At 66.8% G+C, this 14,238-nt stretch carries 17 protein-coding genes; 6 read left to right on the plus strand and 11 right to left on the minus strand.

The features are described from left to right. The first annotated feature begins 1 nt into the window (after window position 1). From purU to CLI93_RS02865, 3 genes are read left to right on the plus strand one after another with little or no spacing between them, the layout of a single operon-like run. Entirely contained in the window at window positions 2-859 is an 858-nt protein-coding gene (gene purU, locus CLI93_RS02855) for a formyltetrahydrofolate deformylase (protein ID WP_095541178.1), read from the plus strand. Between the two features lie 14 nt (window positions 860-873). Then, window positions 874-1,773 carry a 4-hydroxybenzoate octaprenyltransferase gene (ubiA, locus tag CLI93_RS02860; RefSeq protein ID WP_095541177.1) on the plus strand — a complete coding sequence of 300 codons (900 nt, stop codon included), beginning with the start codon at window positions 874-876 and terminating at the stop codon, window positions 1,771-1,773. Window positions 1,774-1,790: 17 nt separating this feature from the next. Beyond that, window positions 1,791-2,426, plus strand: coding sequence for a cytochrome b (locus CLI93_RS02865; RefSeq protein WP_095541391.1), 636 nt, complete (start codon window positions 1,791-1,793; stop codon window positions 2,424-2,426). Between the two features lie 15 nt (window positions 2,427-2,441). On the opposite strand, the gene apbC is transcribed toward CLI93_RS02865, so the two are convergent. After that, complete coding sequence (gene apbC, locus CLI93_RS02870) at window positions 2,442-3,524, minus strand: iron-sulfur cluster carrier protein ApbC (protein ID WP_095538352.1); 1,083 nt, start codon at window positions 3,522-3,524, stop codon at window positions 2,442-2,444. Between the two features lie 115 nt (window positions 3,525-3,639). On the opposite strand from apbC, the gene CLI93_RS02875 reads away from it, so the two are divergent. Then, window positions 3,640-4,224, plus strand: coding sequence for a restriction endonuclease (locus CLI93_RS02875; RefSeq protein ID WP_172424186.1), 585 nt, complete (start codon window positions 3,640-3,642; stop codon window positions 4,222-4,224). Between the two features lie 72 nt (window positions 4,225-4,296). Then, on the plus strand, window positions 4,297-5,523 hold the full coding sequence (locus CLI93_RS02880) for a patatin-like phospholipase family protein (RefSeq protein ID WP_095541176.1): 1,227 nt from the start codon (window positions 4,297-4,299) through the stop codon (window positions 5,521-5,523). Window positions 5,524-5,594: 71 nt separating this feature from the next. Here the strand turns inward: CLI93_RS02880 and CLI93_RS15315 are convergent, their stop codons facing one another. From CLI93_RS15315 to CLI93_RS02905, 5 genes are all read right to left on the minus strand, one after another. Beyond that, window positions 5,595-6,551 (minus strand): hypothetical protein, encoded by a 957-nt coding sequence (locus tag CLI93_RS15315; protein ID WP_238945685.1) that lies wholly within the window; start codon window positions 6,549-6,551, stop codon window positions 5,595-5,597. 199 nt (window positions 6,552-6,750) lie between these two features. After that, entirely contained in the window at window positions 6,751-7,227 is a 477-nt protein-coding gene (locus CLI93_RS02890; protein WP_095541388.1) for a DNA polymerase III subunit chi, read from the minus strand. Window positions 7,228-7,386: 159 nt separating this feature from the next. Next, window positions 7,387-8,670 carry an acyl-CoA dehydrogenase family protein gene (locus tag CLI93_RS02895; protein WP_095541175.1) on the minus strand — a complete coding sequence of 428 codons (1,284 nt, stop codon included), beginning with the start codon at window positions 8,668-8,670 and terminating at the stop codon, window positions 7,387-7,389. A gap of 77 nt (window positions 8,671-8,747) precedes the next feature. After that, window positions 8,748-9,839, minus strand: coding sequence for a phosphotransferase (locus CLI93_RS02900; protein ID WP_095541387.1), 1,092 nt, complete (start codon window positions 9,837-9,839; stop codon window positions 8,748-8,750). Window positions 9,840-10,025: 186 nt separating this feature from the next. Then, complete coding sequence (locus CLI93_RS02905) at window positions 10,026-10,745, minus strand: Crp/Fnr family transcriptional regulator (RefSeq protein WP_095541174.1); 720 nt, start codon at window positions 10,743-10,745, stop codon at window positions 10,026-10,028. Between the two features lie 227 nt (window positions 10,746-10,972). Here CLI93_RS02905 and CLI93_RS15075 point away from each other — a divergent pair, with 227 nt between their 5' ends. After that, a complete protein-coding gene (locus tag CLI93_RS15075) occupies window positions 10,973-11,122 on the plus strand; it encodes a hypothetical protein (RefSeq protein WP_172424185.1) in 150 nt (49 codons plus the stop codon). Window positions 11,123-11,143: 21 nt separating this feature from the next. On the opposite strand, the gene CLI93_RS02910 is transcribed toward CLI93_RS15075, so the two are convergent. From CLI93_RS02910 to glnK, 5 genes are all read right to left on the minus strand, one after another. Beyond that, window positions 11,144-11,812, minus strand: a complete 669-nt coding sequence (locus CLI93_RS02910; RefSeq protein WP_095541173.1) for a 2-hydroxychromene-2-carboxylate isomerase — start codon at window positions 11,810-11,812, stop codon at window positions 11,144-11,146. A 39-nt stretch (window positions 11,813-11,851) separates the two neighbouring features. Further along, window positions 11,852-12,166 carry a DUF1289 domain-containing protein gene (locus CLI93_RS02915; protein ID WP_095541172.1) on the minus strand — a complete coding sequence of 105 codons (315 nt, stop codon included), beginning with the start codon at window positions 12,164-12,166 and terminating at the stop codon, window positions 11,852-11,854. Beyond that, complete coding sequence (locus CLI93_RS02920; protein ID WP_172424184.1) at window positions 12,147-12,701, minus strand: YbaK/EbsC family protein; 555 nt, start codon at window positions 12,699-12,701, stop codon at window positions 12,147-12,149. Before CLI93_RS02920 ends, CLI93_RS02915 begins: the two co-directional genes overlap by 20 nt. Window positions 12,702-12,722: 21 nt before the next feature. Next, on the minus strand, window positions 12,723-13,646 hold the full coding sequence (locus CLI93_RS02925) for a hydroxymethylglutaryl-CoA lyase (RefSeq protein ID WP_095541170.1): 924 nt from the start codon (window positions 13,644-13,646) through the stop codon (window positions 12,723-12,725). A gap of 195 nt (window positions 13,647-13,841) precedes the next feature. Then, entirely contained in the window at window positions 13,842-14,180 is a 339-nt protein-coding gene (gene glnK, locus CLI93_RS02930; protein WP_095541386.1) for a P-II family nitrogen regulator, read from the minus strand. Between the last annotated feature and the right edge of the window lie 58 nt (window positions 14,181-14,238).

Genomic DNA, 14,238 nt, shown 5'->3' on the forward strand with positions numbered 1-14,238 from the left:
TATGAGTCACGCCTGTCCTACTTTTATCCTGACCCTCTCCTGCCCCGACCAGAAAGGGCTGGTGCATGCCGTCTCCGGCTTTTTGCTTGAGCAAGGCGGCAACATCGAAGAAGCTGCGCAATTCAACGACCACTCCACCGGCCTGTTCTTCATGCGGCTGCAGTTTTCCGTGCAGCAGCGCAGCCTGGAGCAACTGCAAGAGGCCCTGCAAGATTTTGCCCAGCCGCTGCAAATGCGCTGGAGCCTGCACGACGCGGCCCAGCCCGTGCCGACAGTGGTGTTCGTCAGCCGCGAGGGGCATTGCCTCAACGATCTGCTGTTTCGCTGGAAGAGCGGGCTGCTGCCCATCGACATCCGCGCCATCATCAGCAACCACCGCGACTTCTACCAGCTCGCGGCCAGCTACAACGTGCCCTTCCACCACATCCCGGTCACCAAGGACAACAAGGCCCAGGCCGAGGCGCGGCAGTACGAGATCATCCAAAGCGAACAGGCCGAGCTGGTGGTGCTGGCGCGCTACATGCAAATCCTCTCGGACGACCTGAGCCAGAAGCTCGCAGGCCGCGCCATCAACATCCACCACAGCTTTCTGCCCAGCTTCAAGGGCGCCAAGCCCTACTACCAGGCACACGACCGGGGCGTCAAACTCATCGGCGCCACGGCGCACTACGTCACCGCCGACCTGGACGAAGGCCCCATCATCGAGCAGGACGTGGCGCGCGCCTCGCACACCGACACGGTCGAGGACCTGACCGCGCGCGGGCGCGACACCGAAAGCCAGGTGCTGGCGCGCGCCGTGAAATGGCACAGCGAGCACCGCATCCTGCTCAACGGCCACAAGACGGTGGTGTTCCGCTAAGGCCAGCCCCCGCCATGCACGCCGAGCCCCGCCCTCCCGCTGCGCCGATCGATCTGGCACAGCGGCTGCGCAACTACCTGGACCTGATCCGCTGGAACCGCCCGGCGGGCTGGCTGCTGTTGCTGTGGCCCACGCTCAGCGCGCTGTGGATTGCCGCGCAGGGCTTTCCCGGCTGGCATTTGCTGCTGGTATTCACGCTGGGCACCATCCTGATGCGCAGCGCCGGTTGCTGCGTCAACGACATTGCCGACCGGAAATTCGACCGCCACGTCAAGCGCACCGCACAGCGCCCCATCACCACCGGGCGCACCAGCGTGCGCGAAGCGCTGGCCGTGGCGCTGGTGCTGACCCTGCTGGCCTTCGCGCTGGTGCTCAGCACCAATGCGCTGACGATTGCCTGCTCGGTCTTCGCCGTGGCCATCACCGTCTTCTACCCCTACACCAAGCGTTTTTTCTCCATGCCGCAGGCCGTGCTCGGCGTGGCCTTCAGCTTCGGCATCCCCATGGCGTTTGCCGCCGTGCAGGCGCAGATCCCGGCCACGGCCTGGTGGCTGCTGCTGGGCAATCTGTGCTGGGTCATCGCCTACGACACCGAGTACGCCATGGTCGATCGCGACGACGACCTGCGCCTGGGCATGAAAACCTCGGCCATCACCCTGGGCCGCTGGGACGTGGCCGCCATCTTGCTGTGCTATGGCCTGTTCCTGGCCTGCTGGGCCTGGGTGCTGCGGCCGCAGGCGCTGGGCTGGCCCTGGCACTTGGCCCTGGCGCTGGCCGCCGCGCAGGTACTCTGGCATGGCTGGCTGATCCGCCTGCGCCGCCGCGAGGACTGCTTTCGCGCCTTCACGCAAAACCACTGGCTGGGCCTGACGCTGCTGGCCGGCATCGTGCTGGGCTACGCCCTGAAGGCTTGACCAGCCCCGGCAACGCCATGCCTGCACCAAACCATTCCGGCAGCCACTTGCGCGCCACCCCGCCTGCCCCGCCCTGGCGGGACAGCCCGCTGCGCTTTGGCCGCATCAGTCGGCTGCTGCACTGGGCCATGGCGCTGCTGCTGGCCTGGCAGTTCGTCGGCATGGCGCTCAAGCTGGCTTTTGATCTGAGCCCACGCGACTCCTGGCTGGTGGGCACGCACAACCACGTGGGCATGGTGCTGTGGCTGCTGGCCGTGCTGCGCGCCCTCTGGGCGCTGGCGCAATGGCCGCAGCGCCCGGCCTACGGCCAAGGCTTCATCGCCCAATGCGCGCGCGCCGGGCATGGGCTGCTGTATCTGCTGATGCTGCTGGTGCCTACGCTGGCCCTGATGCGCTTGTACGCATCGGGCCGGGCCTTTGCGCTGTTCGGGCAGTTGCCAATCTTTAGCCCCTCAGCGCCCAATCAGGCCTTGGTACAGGCCATCAACGCCCCGCGCGACAGCCTGGGCGCCAGCTGGCATGGGTTGCTGGGCTGGCTGCTGCTGGCCGTGATTGCCGGGCACATCGCCATGGTGCTGGTGCACCATTTCATCTGGCGCGACGACACGGCGCGCCGCATGCTGGGCCGCCGTGGCCCGAGCATCAGGGGTTGACTCAATCTCACCCCCCTACTGCGCGCTGACCTTGATGCCGGCCAGGCGCTGCGAATAGTCCCTGCCGCGCAGCGCCACCTTGGCTGCGGCCTGCAGCGCAATGTGGCGGTACTGCGCCGCAATGGGGCCTTCAGGCTCGGCCACCACGCTGGGGCTGCCGCCGTCGGCCTGCAAACGGATTTGCATGTCCAGCGGCAGTGCGCCCAGATAGGCCAGGCCCAGCTCGGCCGCCAGGCGCTGGCCGCCATCCTGGCCGAACACGTGCTCGATGTGGCCGCACTGGCTGCACACGTGCATGGCCATGTTCTCCACCAGGCCCAGGATGGGTACGCCGACCTTCTCAAACATGCGAATGCCCTTGCGCGCATCGAGCAGCGCAATGTCCTGCGGCGTGGTGACGATGATCGCGCCGGTCAGCGGCACGCGCTGGCTCAGACTCAGGTGGATGTCGCCGGTGCCCGGCGGCATGTCGATGAGCAGATAGTCCAGATCGTCCCAATTGGTCTGGCGCAGCATTTGCTCCAGCGCCTGCACGGCCATGGGCCCGCGCCAGATCATGGCGTCGTCCGGCCGGGCCAGAAAGCCAATGGACATGGCCTGCACGCCGTGGCGTTGCAGCGGCTGCATGCTCTTGCCGTCCAGGCTCTCGGGGCGTTGGTCCAGGCCCAGCATCATCGGCAAGCTGGGGCCGTAGACATCGGCATCGAGCAGGCCTACGCGCGCGCCCTCCTGCGCCAGCGCCAGCGCCAGGTTGACGGCCGTGGTGCTCTTGCCCACGCCGCCCTTGCCCGAGGCCACGGCGATGATGTTGCGCACCTGCGGCAGCGGCGTCAGCCCTGGGCGCACCGCATGGGCGGCCACCTCCAGCTCGAACTGCAGCTGCACCTGCCCGGCGCCGGCGCGCTGCGCGGCCTGCGTGAGCTGCTCGCGCCACAGCGCCTGCTGCGACTGCGCCGGGTACGGCATGCGCACGCGCAGCTGCACCTGCTCGCCCTCAATGTGCGCCTGCATGCGCTTGGGCGAGGCAAAGTCCTCGCCCGTAAAAATATCTCTTACACTCGCCAGCTCTGCGAGCAGGCGCTCTTGCTGCACTGCCATAGTCAATCCACTGTTTTCCATCAATCCAAGGGCAAACCCACGGCGGCCGGAGCCTGCGCGCGCAGCCCCAGCCATTTGCCGCGGCCATCTCTTGCCCGTTCGCTGCGTCTTCGCCGTGAAATTCACCATTCCACGCCATTCGCTTTTCGGCCTGCTGCTGCGCTCTCCGTGGTGGGTCAGCATTATGCTGGCCGCCGTGCTGGGCGCGGCCCTGGCGGCGCTGATGCCGCGCGAATATGTGCTGCTGGCCCTGACTGGCACCTTGCCGCTGCTGATCGTCGGGGCTGTGGCCGCCTGGCAGCAATGGCATGCTCCCAGCGAGGAAAAGCGCAGCCAGGTATTGCAAGAGGCTGCCCAGCTGAGTTGGGAGGATTTCTCAAGGCGCCTGCAGCAAAGCTGGCGCCTGCAAGGCATCCACGCCAGCGCGCCCGAGCACCCCGGCGCGGACTGGCGCATCACCCGCGAGGGCCAGTACACCTTGGTGCTGGCGCGCCGCTGGAAAGCCTCAGTGCATGGGCTTGAGCCACTGCGCCAACTGGCCCGCGCGATGGAGGACAGCGGCATCGGCCACGGGCTGTACATCGCCGCCGGCGGCGAACTCAGCCCGCCCGCACAGCGTTTTGCACGCGAGCACAACATCCAGATCTGGCTGGGCGACGCCCTGTCGCTGTTCCTGCTGGGCAAACGCCCCGGCGTCTGATCACAGCGGGTCGCAAAGCAAGCTGCCGTGCCACACACTGGCGCACCCCCATCCATCCATTCGCCCCGGCCAATGTCACCGGCCGCGCGCCATGCCCAGCAGCAGCGTGCAGCGCAAACCGCCCTGGTGTGCTGTGGCGGCGGGGCGCGCGCCGCCTACCAAGTCGGCGTGCTCAAGGCCTTGGCGCGCCTGCATGGCACGCAGCCGCAGCGGCTGCGGCAAAGCCCGTTCGGCATTCTGGTGGGCACTTCGGCCGGGGCCATCAACGTGGCCGCGCTGGCCAGCGGCGCCGACCATTTCGCGCACGCCGTCGCGCAGCTCGAACAGACCTGGGCCGGGCTGCACACCGAGCAGGTCTACCGCAGCGACTCCTGGAGCGTGCTGCGCACTGGCACACGCTGGCTGCGCCTGCTCTCGCTGGGCTGGGCGGTGGCGCGCTGGCGGCGCGGCCAACCGCAGGCGCTGTTGGATAACCAGCCGCTGGCCGAGCTGCTGCAAGCGCGCATCGCCATGGCGCGCATCCCGGCACTGATCGAGCGCGGCCACTTGCGCGCCGTGGCCGTCACGGCCTCCAGCTACAGCAGCGGCCGCCACATGAGCTTTTACCAATCGGCCGCACCCATCCAGCCCTGGCAGCGCTCGCTGCATCTGGCCTGCGCCACGGCCCTGCACCACGGGCACTTGCTGGCCTCGGCGGCCATTCCCTTCGTCTTTCCCGCACAACAGCTGCCCCTGCCCCATGGCCTGGAGTTCTTCGGCGATGGCTCCATGCGCCAGCAGGCGCCCATGGCTCCGGCCATCCACCTGGGCGCGCAGCGCATTCTGGTCATTGGCGTGGGGCGCGGCGTGACAACGGCGGGAAGCGCCGCAGGCACCAGCGCGCCTTCGCTGGCGCAGATCGCCGGGCACGCGCTATCGAGCATCTTCCTGGACACCCTGGCCACCGACATCGAGCGCCTGCAGCGCATCAACCAGACGCTGCGCCTGCTCACGCCTGAGCAGCAGGCGCGCAGCCAATTGCGCCCCATCGAGCTGCTGGCCATCACCCCGTCGCAGGACATCGACGCGCTGGCCGCGCGCCACCTGCAGCAACTGCCCGCCAGCATCCGCGCCCTGCTGGGGGCGCTGGGCACGGGCAGCGATGCGCGCGAGCTGGGCCATTCGGCCCTGGTGAGCTATCTGCTGTTCGAAGCGGCCTTTACGCAGGAGCTGATCGCACTGGGCGAGCAAGACACACTGCGGCGCAGCCAGCAGGTGCTGGATTTCATGGGCTGGCAGGCGTCACCCGAAATGTCTTGAAGCCAGGGCCTGCACGGGCCGGTGCGCAGCGCCCGTCGCCCTCGGAGCCTGTTCAAAGGCTCTGCACCTGCTCACTGCGGCGCGCCCTCCAAGCCACTGGCCTGGATGCCAGCCAGTTCGTCGGCCATGGCTTCGTACACGCTTTTGCGGATGGCGAACTCCAACTCCTCGCGGATGCTGGGCAGCAGCGAGCGGGTCTGGCGCTCGATGACGGCGGCGATGACCTCGCCCACCCGGTCGGTGAGCACGGCATCGACGCGCTGCATGACCCGGTGCACCAGCTGCTCTTCGAAATCGCCCGGCAGCAAGCCTCGCAAGGCGGCGGCATCCGGCCAGGCATCGGCCTGCGTGGCCCGGGCCGCCACGGCGCAAAAGCCTTCGGCCTGTACGCCATCGGCCGCCATCGGCAGCGGCTCGGCCTCATCCGGGGGCGCGGCCATGGCAGGCAACTGCAACTCAGGCTGCGCGGACTGCACCGGGGCAGCCTGGCCCAGCTGCAGCATTTCCCAGGCCACGCGCTCGGCCAGCTCACTGGCTGCATCGCGCGGTGGCGGCGCCTGCATGGGCTGGCCGGGGGCTGCGTCGCCGTGCGGCAGCGCGCCATCCTGCAGGCCGTGCAGCGCCGCGTTCGCAGCGGGGGGGTGCAATGGCTGCAAATCGTCGAAGGCGCCCTGCCAAGCCGAGGCGTCCGGGCCTGCCGAGGGCTCAGGCTGCAGAGGCTGTGATGGCGGCGCAGCATCGGCGGCACTGGCCGCGCCGCCAACGGCATTGAGCGCACGCTCAATGTAGCGCGAGGTGCGCAGCGCCACGTCGGGCTGCGGCTCGGGCATCAGCGTGGGGATTTGCGCCAGCGGCACCGGCATGTCCGCCGGTATGTCCGCAGGCGCAGCGGCCCGCAAGCCAGCGTCAACTGGCGGCTGTGCGTCGTGGGCAGCATCGGAGCCATCGCTCGCAGGCTGGGCCTGCACGATGTCGGTCAGTGTGGGCACGGTCTGGGGGCGGTATGGATCGTGTGCGCGCTCAGTCATGGCGGAAATCTTCGGTTGGCTGGCTGGGGTTGCTGAGACTGGGTTGGCGAAGCGGTTTTTCGAGGCAAAAGCTGCAAATGCAAGGCGGAAATGCGTGCAAGACCTGAACACCCTGCAAGCGTTTTCAACGCGGCAGTTGCGGGTTTTGAGCAAAAACACCGCCGCAATACTGAATGTCAATCCCCCTAAGACAAGCCCATCAAGCAGCGCCTGTGGCTTGGCCCAGATCGTGGCTGAGGATGGCATAGCCGCGCTGCTGGTAATGCCGCCAGCGTTGGCGGGCGCACTGGCGGTCATGGGCGTCTGGCGATACCAGCTCATACAAATGCTCGAAATGGCTGAAACCTGCTGGCACTTCATCCCACAAACTGAGCAAGGCGTGAACCCGGCCATGCAGGGCCTGTGGGTCGATGCGCTCGCACAGCAGGATGGGCGCTTGCACGCTGGGCGCGGCAGGCGCGGCCGGGGCGCTGCCATGCCCATCCGGCGCGTCCAACCAGTCGTGGGCGACAAAATCGGCCGGGGCCATCTGCCAGAGCATGGCATCGAGCTGCTGCAACTGCTGCGGCGCGGCACTGAGCAGCAGCGGCGTTTGCTGCATGAATGCCTTGCGCGCCAGACGGCAGGCAAAGTGCAGCTTGTCTGGCACGTTGAAGTAGAAATGCACGTCCGTCATGGGCGCATTATCCAGCCAAGCCCTGCCCACGATGCCGGGCCTGCGCACGATGCAGGCCACAGAGCGCAAAAGCCCCGCCAGGCCAGCCGCCCGGCGGGGCTTTTGCAGGGGCTGTGCGCCGCCTCTGAACTGCGCAAGCGCAGTGCCAGGGCCCGTCGATCAGAAACCGCGCGTGACTGGCGGATCCATCTCGCCGGCCTTGGGCGGCGTGTCGGCGTATTTGCCCAGCTCCCACTTGGCGATGGCGTTGCGGTGTACTTCATCCGGGCCATCGGCAAAGCGCAGCGTGCGGGCGTTGGCGTAGCTGTAGGCCAGCGGGAAGTCGTCGCTGAGGCCGCCGCCGCCATGCACCTGGATGGCCCAGTCGATGACGCGGCAGGCCATGCTGGGGGCCACGACCTTGATCATGGCGATCTCAGTGCGCGCGACTTTGTTGCCCACGGTGTCCATCATCCAGGCGGCCTTGAGCGTGAGCAGGCGCGCCATGTCGATCTCGCAGCGCGCTTGGGCGATGCGCTCTTGCGTGACAGTCTGCTGGGCGATGGTCTTGCCGAAGGCCACGCGGCTGAGGGCGCGGCGGCACAGATATTCCAGCGCACGCTCGGCCTGGCCGATCAGACGCATGCAGTGGTGGATGCGCCCTGGCCCCAGGCGGCCCTGAGCGATCTCGAAGCCGCGGCCCTCACCCAGCAGGATGTTGGCCGCGGGCACGCGCACGTTCTCGAACACCATTTCCATGTGGCCATGCGGCGCATCGTCGTAGCCCAGCACGCTCAGCGGGCGCAGGATTTTCACGCCCGGCGTGTCAGCCGGCACGACGATCATGCTTTGCTGGGAGTGGCGCGGCGCGTCGAAGTCGCTTTTGCCCATGGTGATGAAGACTTTGCAGCGCGGATCGCCTGCACCAGAGATCCACCACTTGCGCCCATTGATGACGTATTCGTCGCCCTGGCGCTCGATGCGCGTCTCGATGTTGGTGGCGTCGCTGGAGGCCACGGCCGGCTCTGTCATGGCAAAGGCCGAGCGGATTTCGCCTTCGAGCAGGGGCTTGAGCCATCGCTGCTTGATTTCCTCGCTGCCGTAGCGCGCCAGGGTCTCCATGTTGCCGGTGTCGGGCGCCGAGCAGTTGAACACCTCCGAGGCCCAGGGCACGCGGCCCATGATCTCGGCCAGCGGCGCGTATTCCTGATTGGTCAGCCCCGCGCCCTCGTAGCCTGAAGCCGCGGCCGTGTCCACAGGCAAAAACAGATTCCACAGGCCCTGCTGGCGCGCGATGGGCTTGAGCTTCTCGATGGTCTGCAGCGGCGTCCAGCGCTTGCCGGCGGCCGTGTTGGCCTGCATCTCCTCGTGATAGGCCTGTTCGTTGGGGTAGATGTGCTGCTGCATGAACTGCTGCAGCTTGTCCTGCAAGGCCTTGGTCTTGTCAGAGTAGTCAAAATCCATCGCTGTGCTCCTTCTTGGTCGGGATCGGGTTGGGCATGGCAACGCACATGGCGCCTGGCATGCATTGGCAGGGGCGATCAGGCGCCGGCCTGCTGCGCCTTGCGCCAGGCCATCTCGGCCAACGGACGCGTGTTCTCACCTTGGGCCTTGGCGCGCGCGCTGCTGGCCAGCCCTTCTTGGGCGCGCTTGGCCACGCCCTGCAGGATGGCCGCCAGGCGGAACATGTTGTAGGCCAGGTAGAAGTTCCAGTCGGCCGTCAACTCCTCGGCCGTGGCAAAGCCGGTGCGCTCGCAATAGCTGCGGATGTATTCCTGCTCGCTGGGGATGCCCAGGCTGGCATAGGGCACGTCGGCAATGCCGCGGAACACGCCGCTGGGGATGTGCCAGGCCATGCAGTGGTAGCTGAAGTCGGCAAAGGGGTGGCCGATGGTGCTCAGCTCCCAGTCCAGCACGGCGATGGCCTGCGGCGCATCGTTGGCGAACATCAGGTTGTCCAGCCGGAAGTCGCCATGCACGATGGCGCTGAGGCGCTCATCGCGCGCCGAGGCCGGGATGTTGGCCGGCAACCATTCGATGAGCCTGTCCATGGCCTCGATGGGCCCGGTCTCGCTGGCGCGGTACTGCTTGCTCCAGCGGCCGATCTGGCGCTCGAAGTAGTTGCCCGGCCGACCAAAATCGCCCAGCCCGCAGGCGCGGTAGTCCACCGAGTGCAGCGCGGCAATGACGCGGTTCATCTCGTCGTAGATCGCGCTGCGCTCCTGCGGGCTCAGGCCTGGCAGCGCCTGATCCCACAGCACACGGCCGGTTTTGAACTCCATGATGTAGAAGGCCCGGCCGATGACCGACTCATCCTCGCACAACGCATACATGCGCGGCACCGGCACCGGCGTATCGGCCAGCGCGCGCATCACGGCGAACTCGCGCTCAATGGCGTGGGCCGAGGGCAGCAGCTTGGCCACCGGGCCTGGCTTGGCACGCATCACGTAGCGCTGCGTCGGGGTCGTCAGCTCATAGGTCGGGTTGGATTGCCCGCCCTTGAACATCGCCACCGACAGCGGGCCGTCAAACCCCTCGACGTGCTGCTGCATCCAACGCTGCAGCGCCGCCGTATCGAAGGCGTGCTGCGCGCTGACCTCGCGCGTGCCCACAAAATGCTCGAAATCACTCATGCCATCTCCATCATTTGCTGTTTCCATCGCTGCATTGGCAAGGCGATGCGCCACACGGCCTGCCAACAACAACGCCGCAACCAGTGCGCACCAGGGCGCGCCGGTTGCGGCGTGTTTTTCTTTGGTTTTTGAATGCCCTTGCCTGCCAGGCTTCGAGACGCCCAGTGCAGGCTGCGGGCCAGGCGGCTACGCGGCCGCCTCGCCAATGCGCAGCAGCGCTTCGCGATCGAGGACCACCAGCCCCCCTGTTTCGATGCGGATGATGCCCTCGCGCTCCATGCCCTTGAGCTCCTGATTGACGCGCTGGCGCGAAGCGCCCAGCAGCTGCGCCAGCTCCTCCTGCGCCAGCTGCAAACCAATGCGGATGTGGTTGCCGCCGCTGAGGTCGGCAATGCCATAGCTGCGCGCCAGGTGCAACAGCTGCTTGGCCAGGCGCGCGCGCAGCGGCAGCGTGTTCAAGTCCTCGACCAGCCCATACAGGCCGCGAATGCGCCGCGCATGCAGGCGCAAAATGGCCTGGTAGAACTCCACATGGGTCTGCAGGATCTTGAAGAAATCGCTCTTGCTCACCCCCACGATGGTGGTGTTGCCATGCGCATAGGCATCGTGGGTGCGCTTGTCGCCGTCGAGCAAGGCCACGTCGCCAAACCAGATGCCCGGCTCGACGTAGGTCAGCGTGATTTGCTTGCCCGTCAACGAAGTCGAGCTCACGCGCACTGCGCCCTTGGCGCACGCAATCCACTCCTCCGGCGGATCGCCGCGCGCGCAAATCAGCGCGCCGTCCTTGTAGCGTTTGACGTATGCACATCGCAGGATATCGTGCCGCAGCGTCGGCGAAAGTGTGTTGAACCAGCGACCTGCATTGATCGCCTCGCGTTCCTGCATGGTAAGAATAGGTTCGTCCATGGCGTGTCTTTTGAGTGACTGGGCATGGCCTGCCCGCTGCGGCGCCACGCTGCAGCAAGCCGGCCATGCAAACGCAGCTGCGCAGCGCCCATCATCGCGCTGGGCGGCGCACGTGCGCGCGCGATGATACGCACAAATACCAGCCCCGCTGACGCGGCACGCGGGCTTGGTGCACAAATGCCATTACAGTGCCCGCTGGCGCTGTTGCCATATTTGCCCCGCCTGCCATGAAACGACTTCTGACCAGCCTGTTCGTGCTGCTGGCCATCACTGCCGTGGTCTTCTACGGCATGTTCAGCACGCTCAAAAGCAAAAAGCCCACTGTCCCGGCGGGGGCGGTGACGGCGCCGACCGGCGGCGCGCAAGGCCCACGCTGACCGCCGGTTCAGAGCCCGCCGTCAAGAAAGGCCTGCTCCCACGATCCGCTCACGCAGCATGGGCAGAGCATCCAGGCCCCAGAACAGCTCGCCATCGACGACGAAGGCCGGCACGCCAAAGACGCCAGCGGCCTGAGCCTGATCGGTGTTGGCGCGCAGCAGCTCTTTGCAAAGCGCACTGTCTGGGCCACCATCGATGCGCAGCTGCTGCGCCAGGCATTGCTCCAACTGCGCCAGGCGCTCGGGCTGCAGAGCATCGGCCCCTCCGGATTGCCAGACGTGTTCAAAAATGCACTGCGCCGTGTAGCGATTGATGCTGCCATCCGTGCTGCAGGCCATGGCCAAGCGCAGCAGCGGCAGGCTGTTGAAGGGGTGCTGGGCCGGCCAGGCAAAGCCCGCCTGTTGCTGCGCCTGCATGGCCGCTGGCAGCGTGCCGGGCTCTTGCTCTGCCAGGCATTGCTGCGCCTGGGCCTGCTGCTCGGCCAGCCACTGCGTGTGGCGCTGGATCCAGCCATGCTTGCTGGCAATGCTGGCTGGCGATGTCACACCCTGGGCCTTGAACAAGGCCCCCAACAGCACCGGCTTGTACAGCACCTGGTAGCCGCCGCCCTTGAGCGCCTGCGGCAGGGCATGAAATGCCAGGTGGGCATAGGGCGAGACAAAATCAAAATAGAAATGGATGGGCTGCATGGCGGACCTTGCATTGAGGGGTTGAGAACCTTGAGGCCATCAGAGCTGGCGCAGGCGCGCTGCGGCGCGCTGCAGCATAGCCTGCCAGATGGCGCGCTTGCACGCAGCGCTGGCTTGGCCCCACTGGGCGATTTCATCGAGCTGGCGATAGCAGCCCAGGCAATAAGGCGCTGGCGCATCGGCTGCTGCCGGCTCGGCGCTCATGGCGCACACCTGGATACAAGGCGAAGGCGGCGGCTCCTGCGCGCCATCGTGCAGCAAGCCCTGCGCGCGCAGCTGCTGGGCGCGCGCCAACAGGCGCTGAGCCGCTTGCACGGGGTTGAGCGGCCTGCGCTCAGTTTCGGACGGCGGCATGGCTGGGCAGGCCCCCTGAAAAAGTCTGCACAACATCGGCCCAAGGGGCATCGGTGCAGTGGTGCAATTGCTCCGGGCTAAGCGCCAGCAGCGCGCGCGCATGGCCGCACCAGACCCAGAGCGCATCGAAGCGCTGCAAGCTGTCGTCAAGCAAGCACAACAGCGGTTCGAGATGGCCCAGCGGCGCGACGACCCCTGCGGCAAACCCTGTGCGCTCTCGCACGAATTGGGCATCGGCACTGGCCGTTTGCCCCAGCAGGCGGGACACCTTGGCGCGATCGACGCGGCGGTCGCCCGCCGCCATGACCAGCACCGGGGCAGCATCGACCAAGCGCCGCAGCACCACGCCACGCGCCAGTTGGCCCGGCGCCACGCCCAGCCACTCGGCAGTCTGCCGCAAGCTGCGTGCAGGCTGCCCCAGCCATTGGGGCTGCCCCAACTGCGGCCAGGCGCGCAAAGCCTGCTGCACGCGCTGCACCGGCTCGGGCAACCGTTCGGGCAGTGGCTGCGTGACTGCAGCGGGCAATTTGCGCAAGGCCAAGGGGCCGGCCACTTATCAGCCGCAAGCCACGGCCTCGGGCCGCTTCTTGGCGATGGCCGTGCCTGCGCGCGAGCTGGAGGGGCGCTGCAGAAAGTTGCTGATGTACAGGCCGGCATCAACCAGCTTTTCCAGATCAACGCCCGTCTCGATGCCCATGCCGTGCAGCAGATAGACCAGATCCTCAGTGGCCACGTTGCCAGTGGCGCCCTTGGCGTAGGGGCAGCCGCCCAGACCAGCCACAGCAGCATCAAATTGCCACACGCCCAGCTGCAGTGCCGCCAGCGTATTGACCACGCCCTGACCGTAGGTGTCGTGGAAGTGGCCCGAGACGTCGTCAAGCGCGTAGTGCTTGAGCGTGGCCTCAATGGCGCGCTGCACCTTCAGCGGCGTACCTACCCCAATGGTGTCGGCCACGCCGGCGTGCTGTACGCCGATGGACTTGAGCTGGCGCGCCAGCGACTCGACCTGCTGGGGCGAGACCTCCCCCTCATACGGGCAACCGACGGTGCAGGACATGGCGCCGCGCACATAGATGCCCCGCGCCCGCGCGGCCTCCACCACCGGCGCAAAACGCTCGATGCTCTCGGCAATCGAGCAGTTGATGTTCTTCTGGCTGAAGGTTTCGCTGGCCGAGGCAAAGACCACGATCTCATCGGGTTGGCTGGGCAAGGCCGCCTCCAGCCCCTTCATATTGGGCACCAGCACCGAGTAGCGCACGCCGGGACGGCGCTCAATGCCCGCCATGACCTGGCTGTTGTCGGCCATTTGCGGCACCCATTTGGGCGAAACGAAGCTGGTGACCTCGATCTCCTTCAGGCCCGCATCCTGCAGGCGCTGCACCAGGCCGATCTTGACCTCGGCCGGCACCAGTTGTTTTTCGTTTTGCAGGCCATCGCGCGGGCCGACTTCCACCAGTTTGACTTTGCTGGGCAGTGCCATGGCTTGGGGCTCCTGAAGGGGGTGGTGAAGAAGAAAACGCCAGCGCGCAACGCATGGAACCGCGCTCTATGACCGGCCCATGCGCTGCGCGCCCGCCTGCGCGGTTGCCCGCACAGGCCAGTGTGTCGTCCATGGTGCCGCCCGGCAGAGGCGGCAAAGCATCAGGGCCTGTTCAAAAAACAGGCCCTGACCTCATCAGACAGCCGCCTCGTCCTGCTCGCCGGTGCGGATGCGCACCACCTGCTCCAGCGGGGAGACGAAGATCTTGCCGTCGCCAATCTTGCCGGTGCGCGCAGCCTTGGCGATGGTCTCGATACAGCTGTCCACCACGGCGTCCGTCACGGCGATCTCAATCTTCACCTTGGGCAGAAAATCCACCACGTACTCTGCGCCACGGTACAGCTCCGTATGGCCCTTCTGGCGGCCAAAACCCTTGACCTCGGTCACCGTCAAGCCAGTGATGCCCGACTCGGCCAAGGCCTCTCGCACATCATCGAGCTTGAAGGGCTTGATGATGGCGGTGATCAATTTCATGCTCATTGCAAAACTCCTTGCCTGGGATGCGGCAATTCAAAGGCGGGCGGCGGCTGTC

Origin of the sequence: Vandammella animalimorsus (genome assembly GCF_002288875.1) — a bacterium.
In the GTDB taxonomy this organism is placed as follows: domain Bacteria; phylum Pseudomonadota; class Gammaproteobacteria; order Burkholderiales; family Burkholderiaceae_C; genus Lampropedia; species Lampropedia animalimorsus.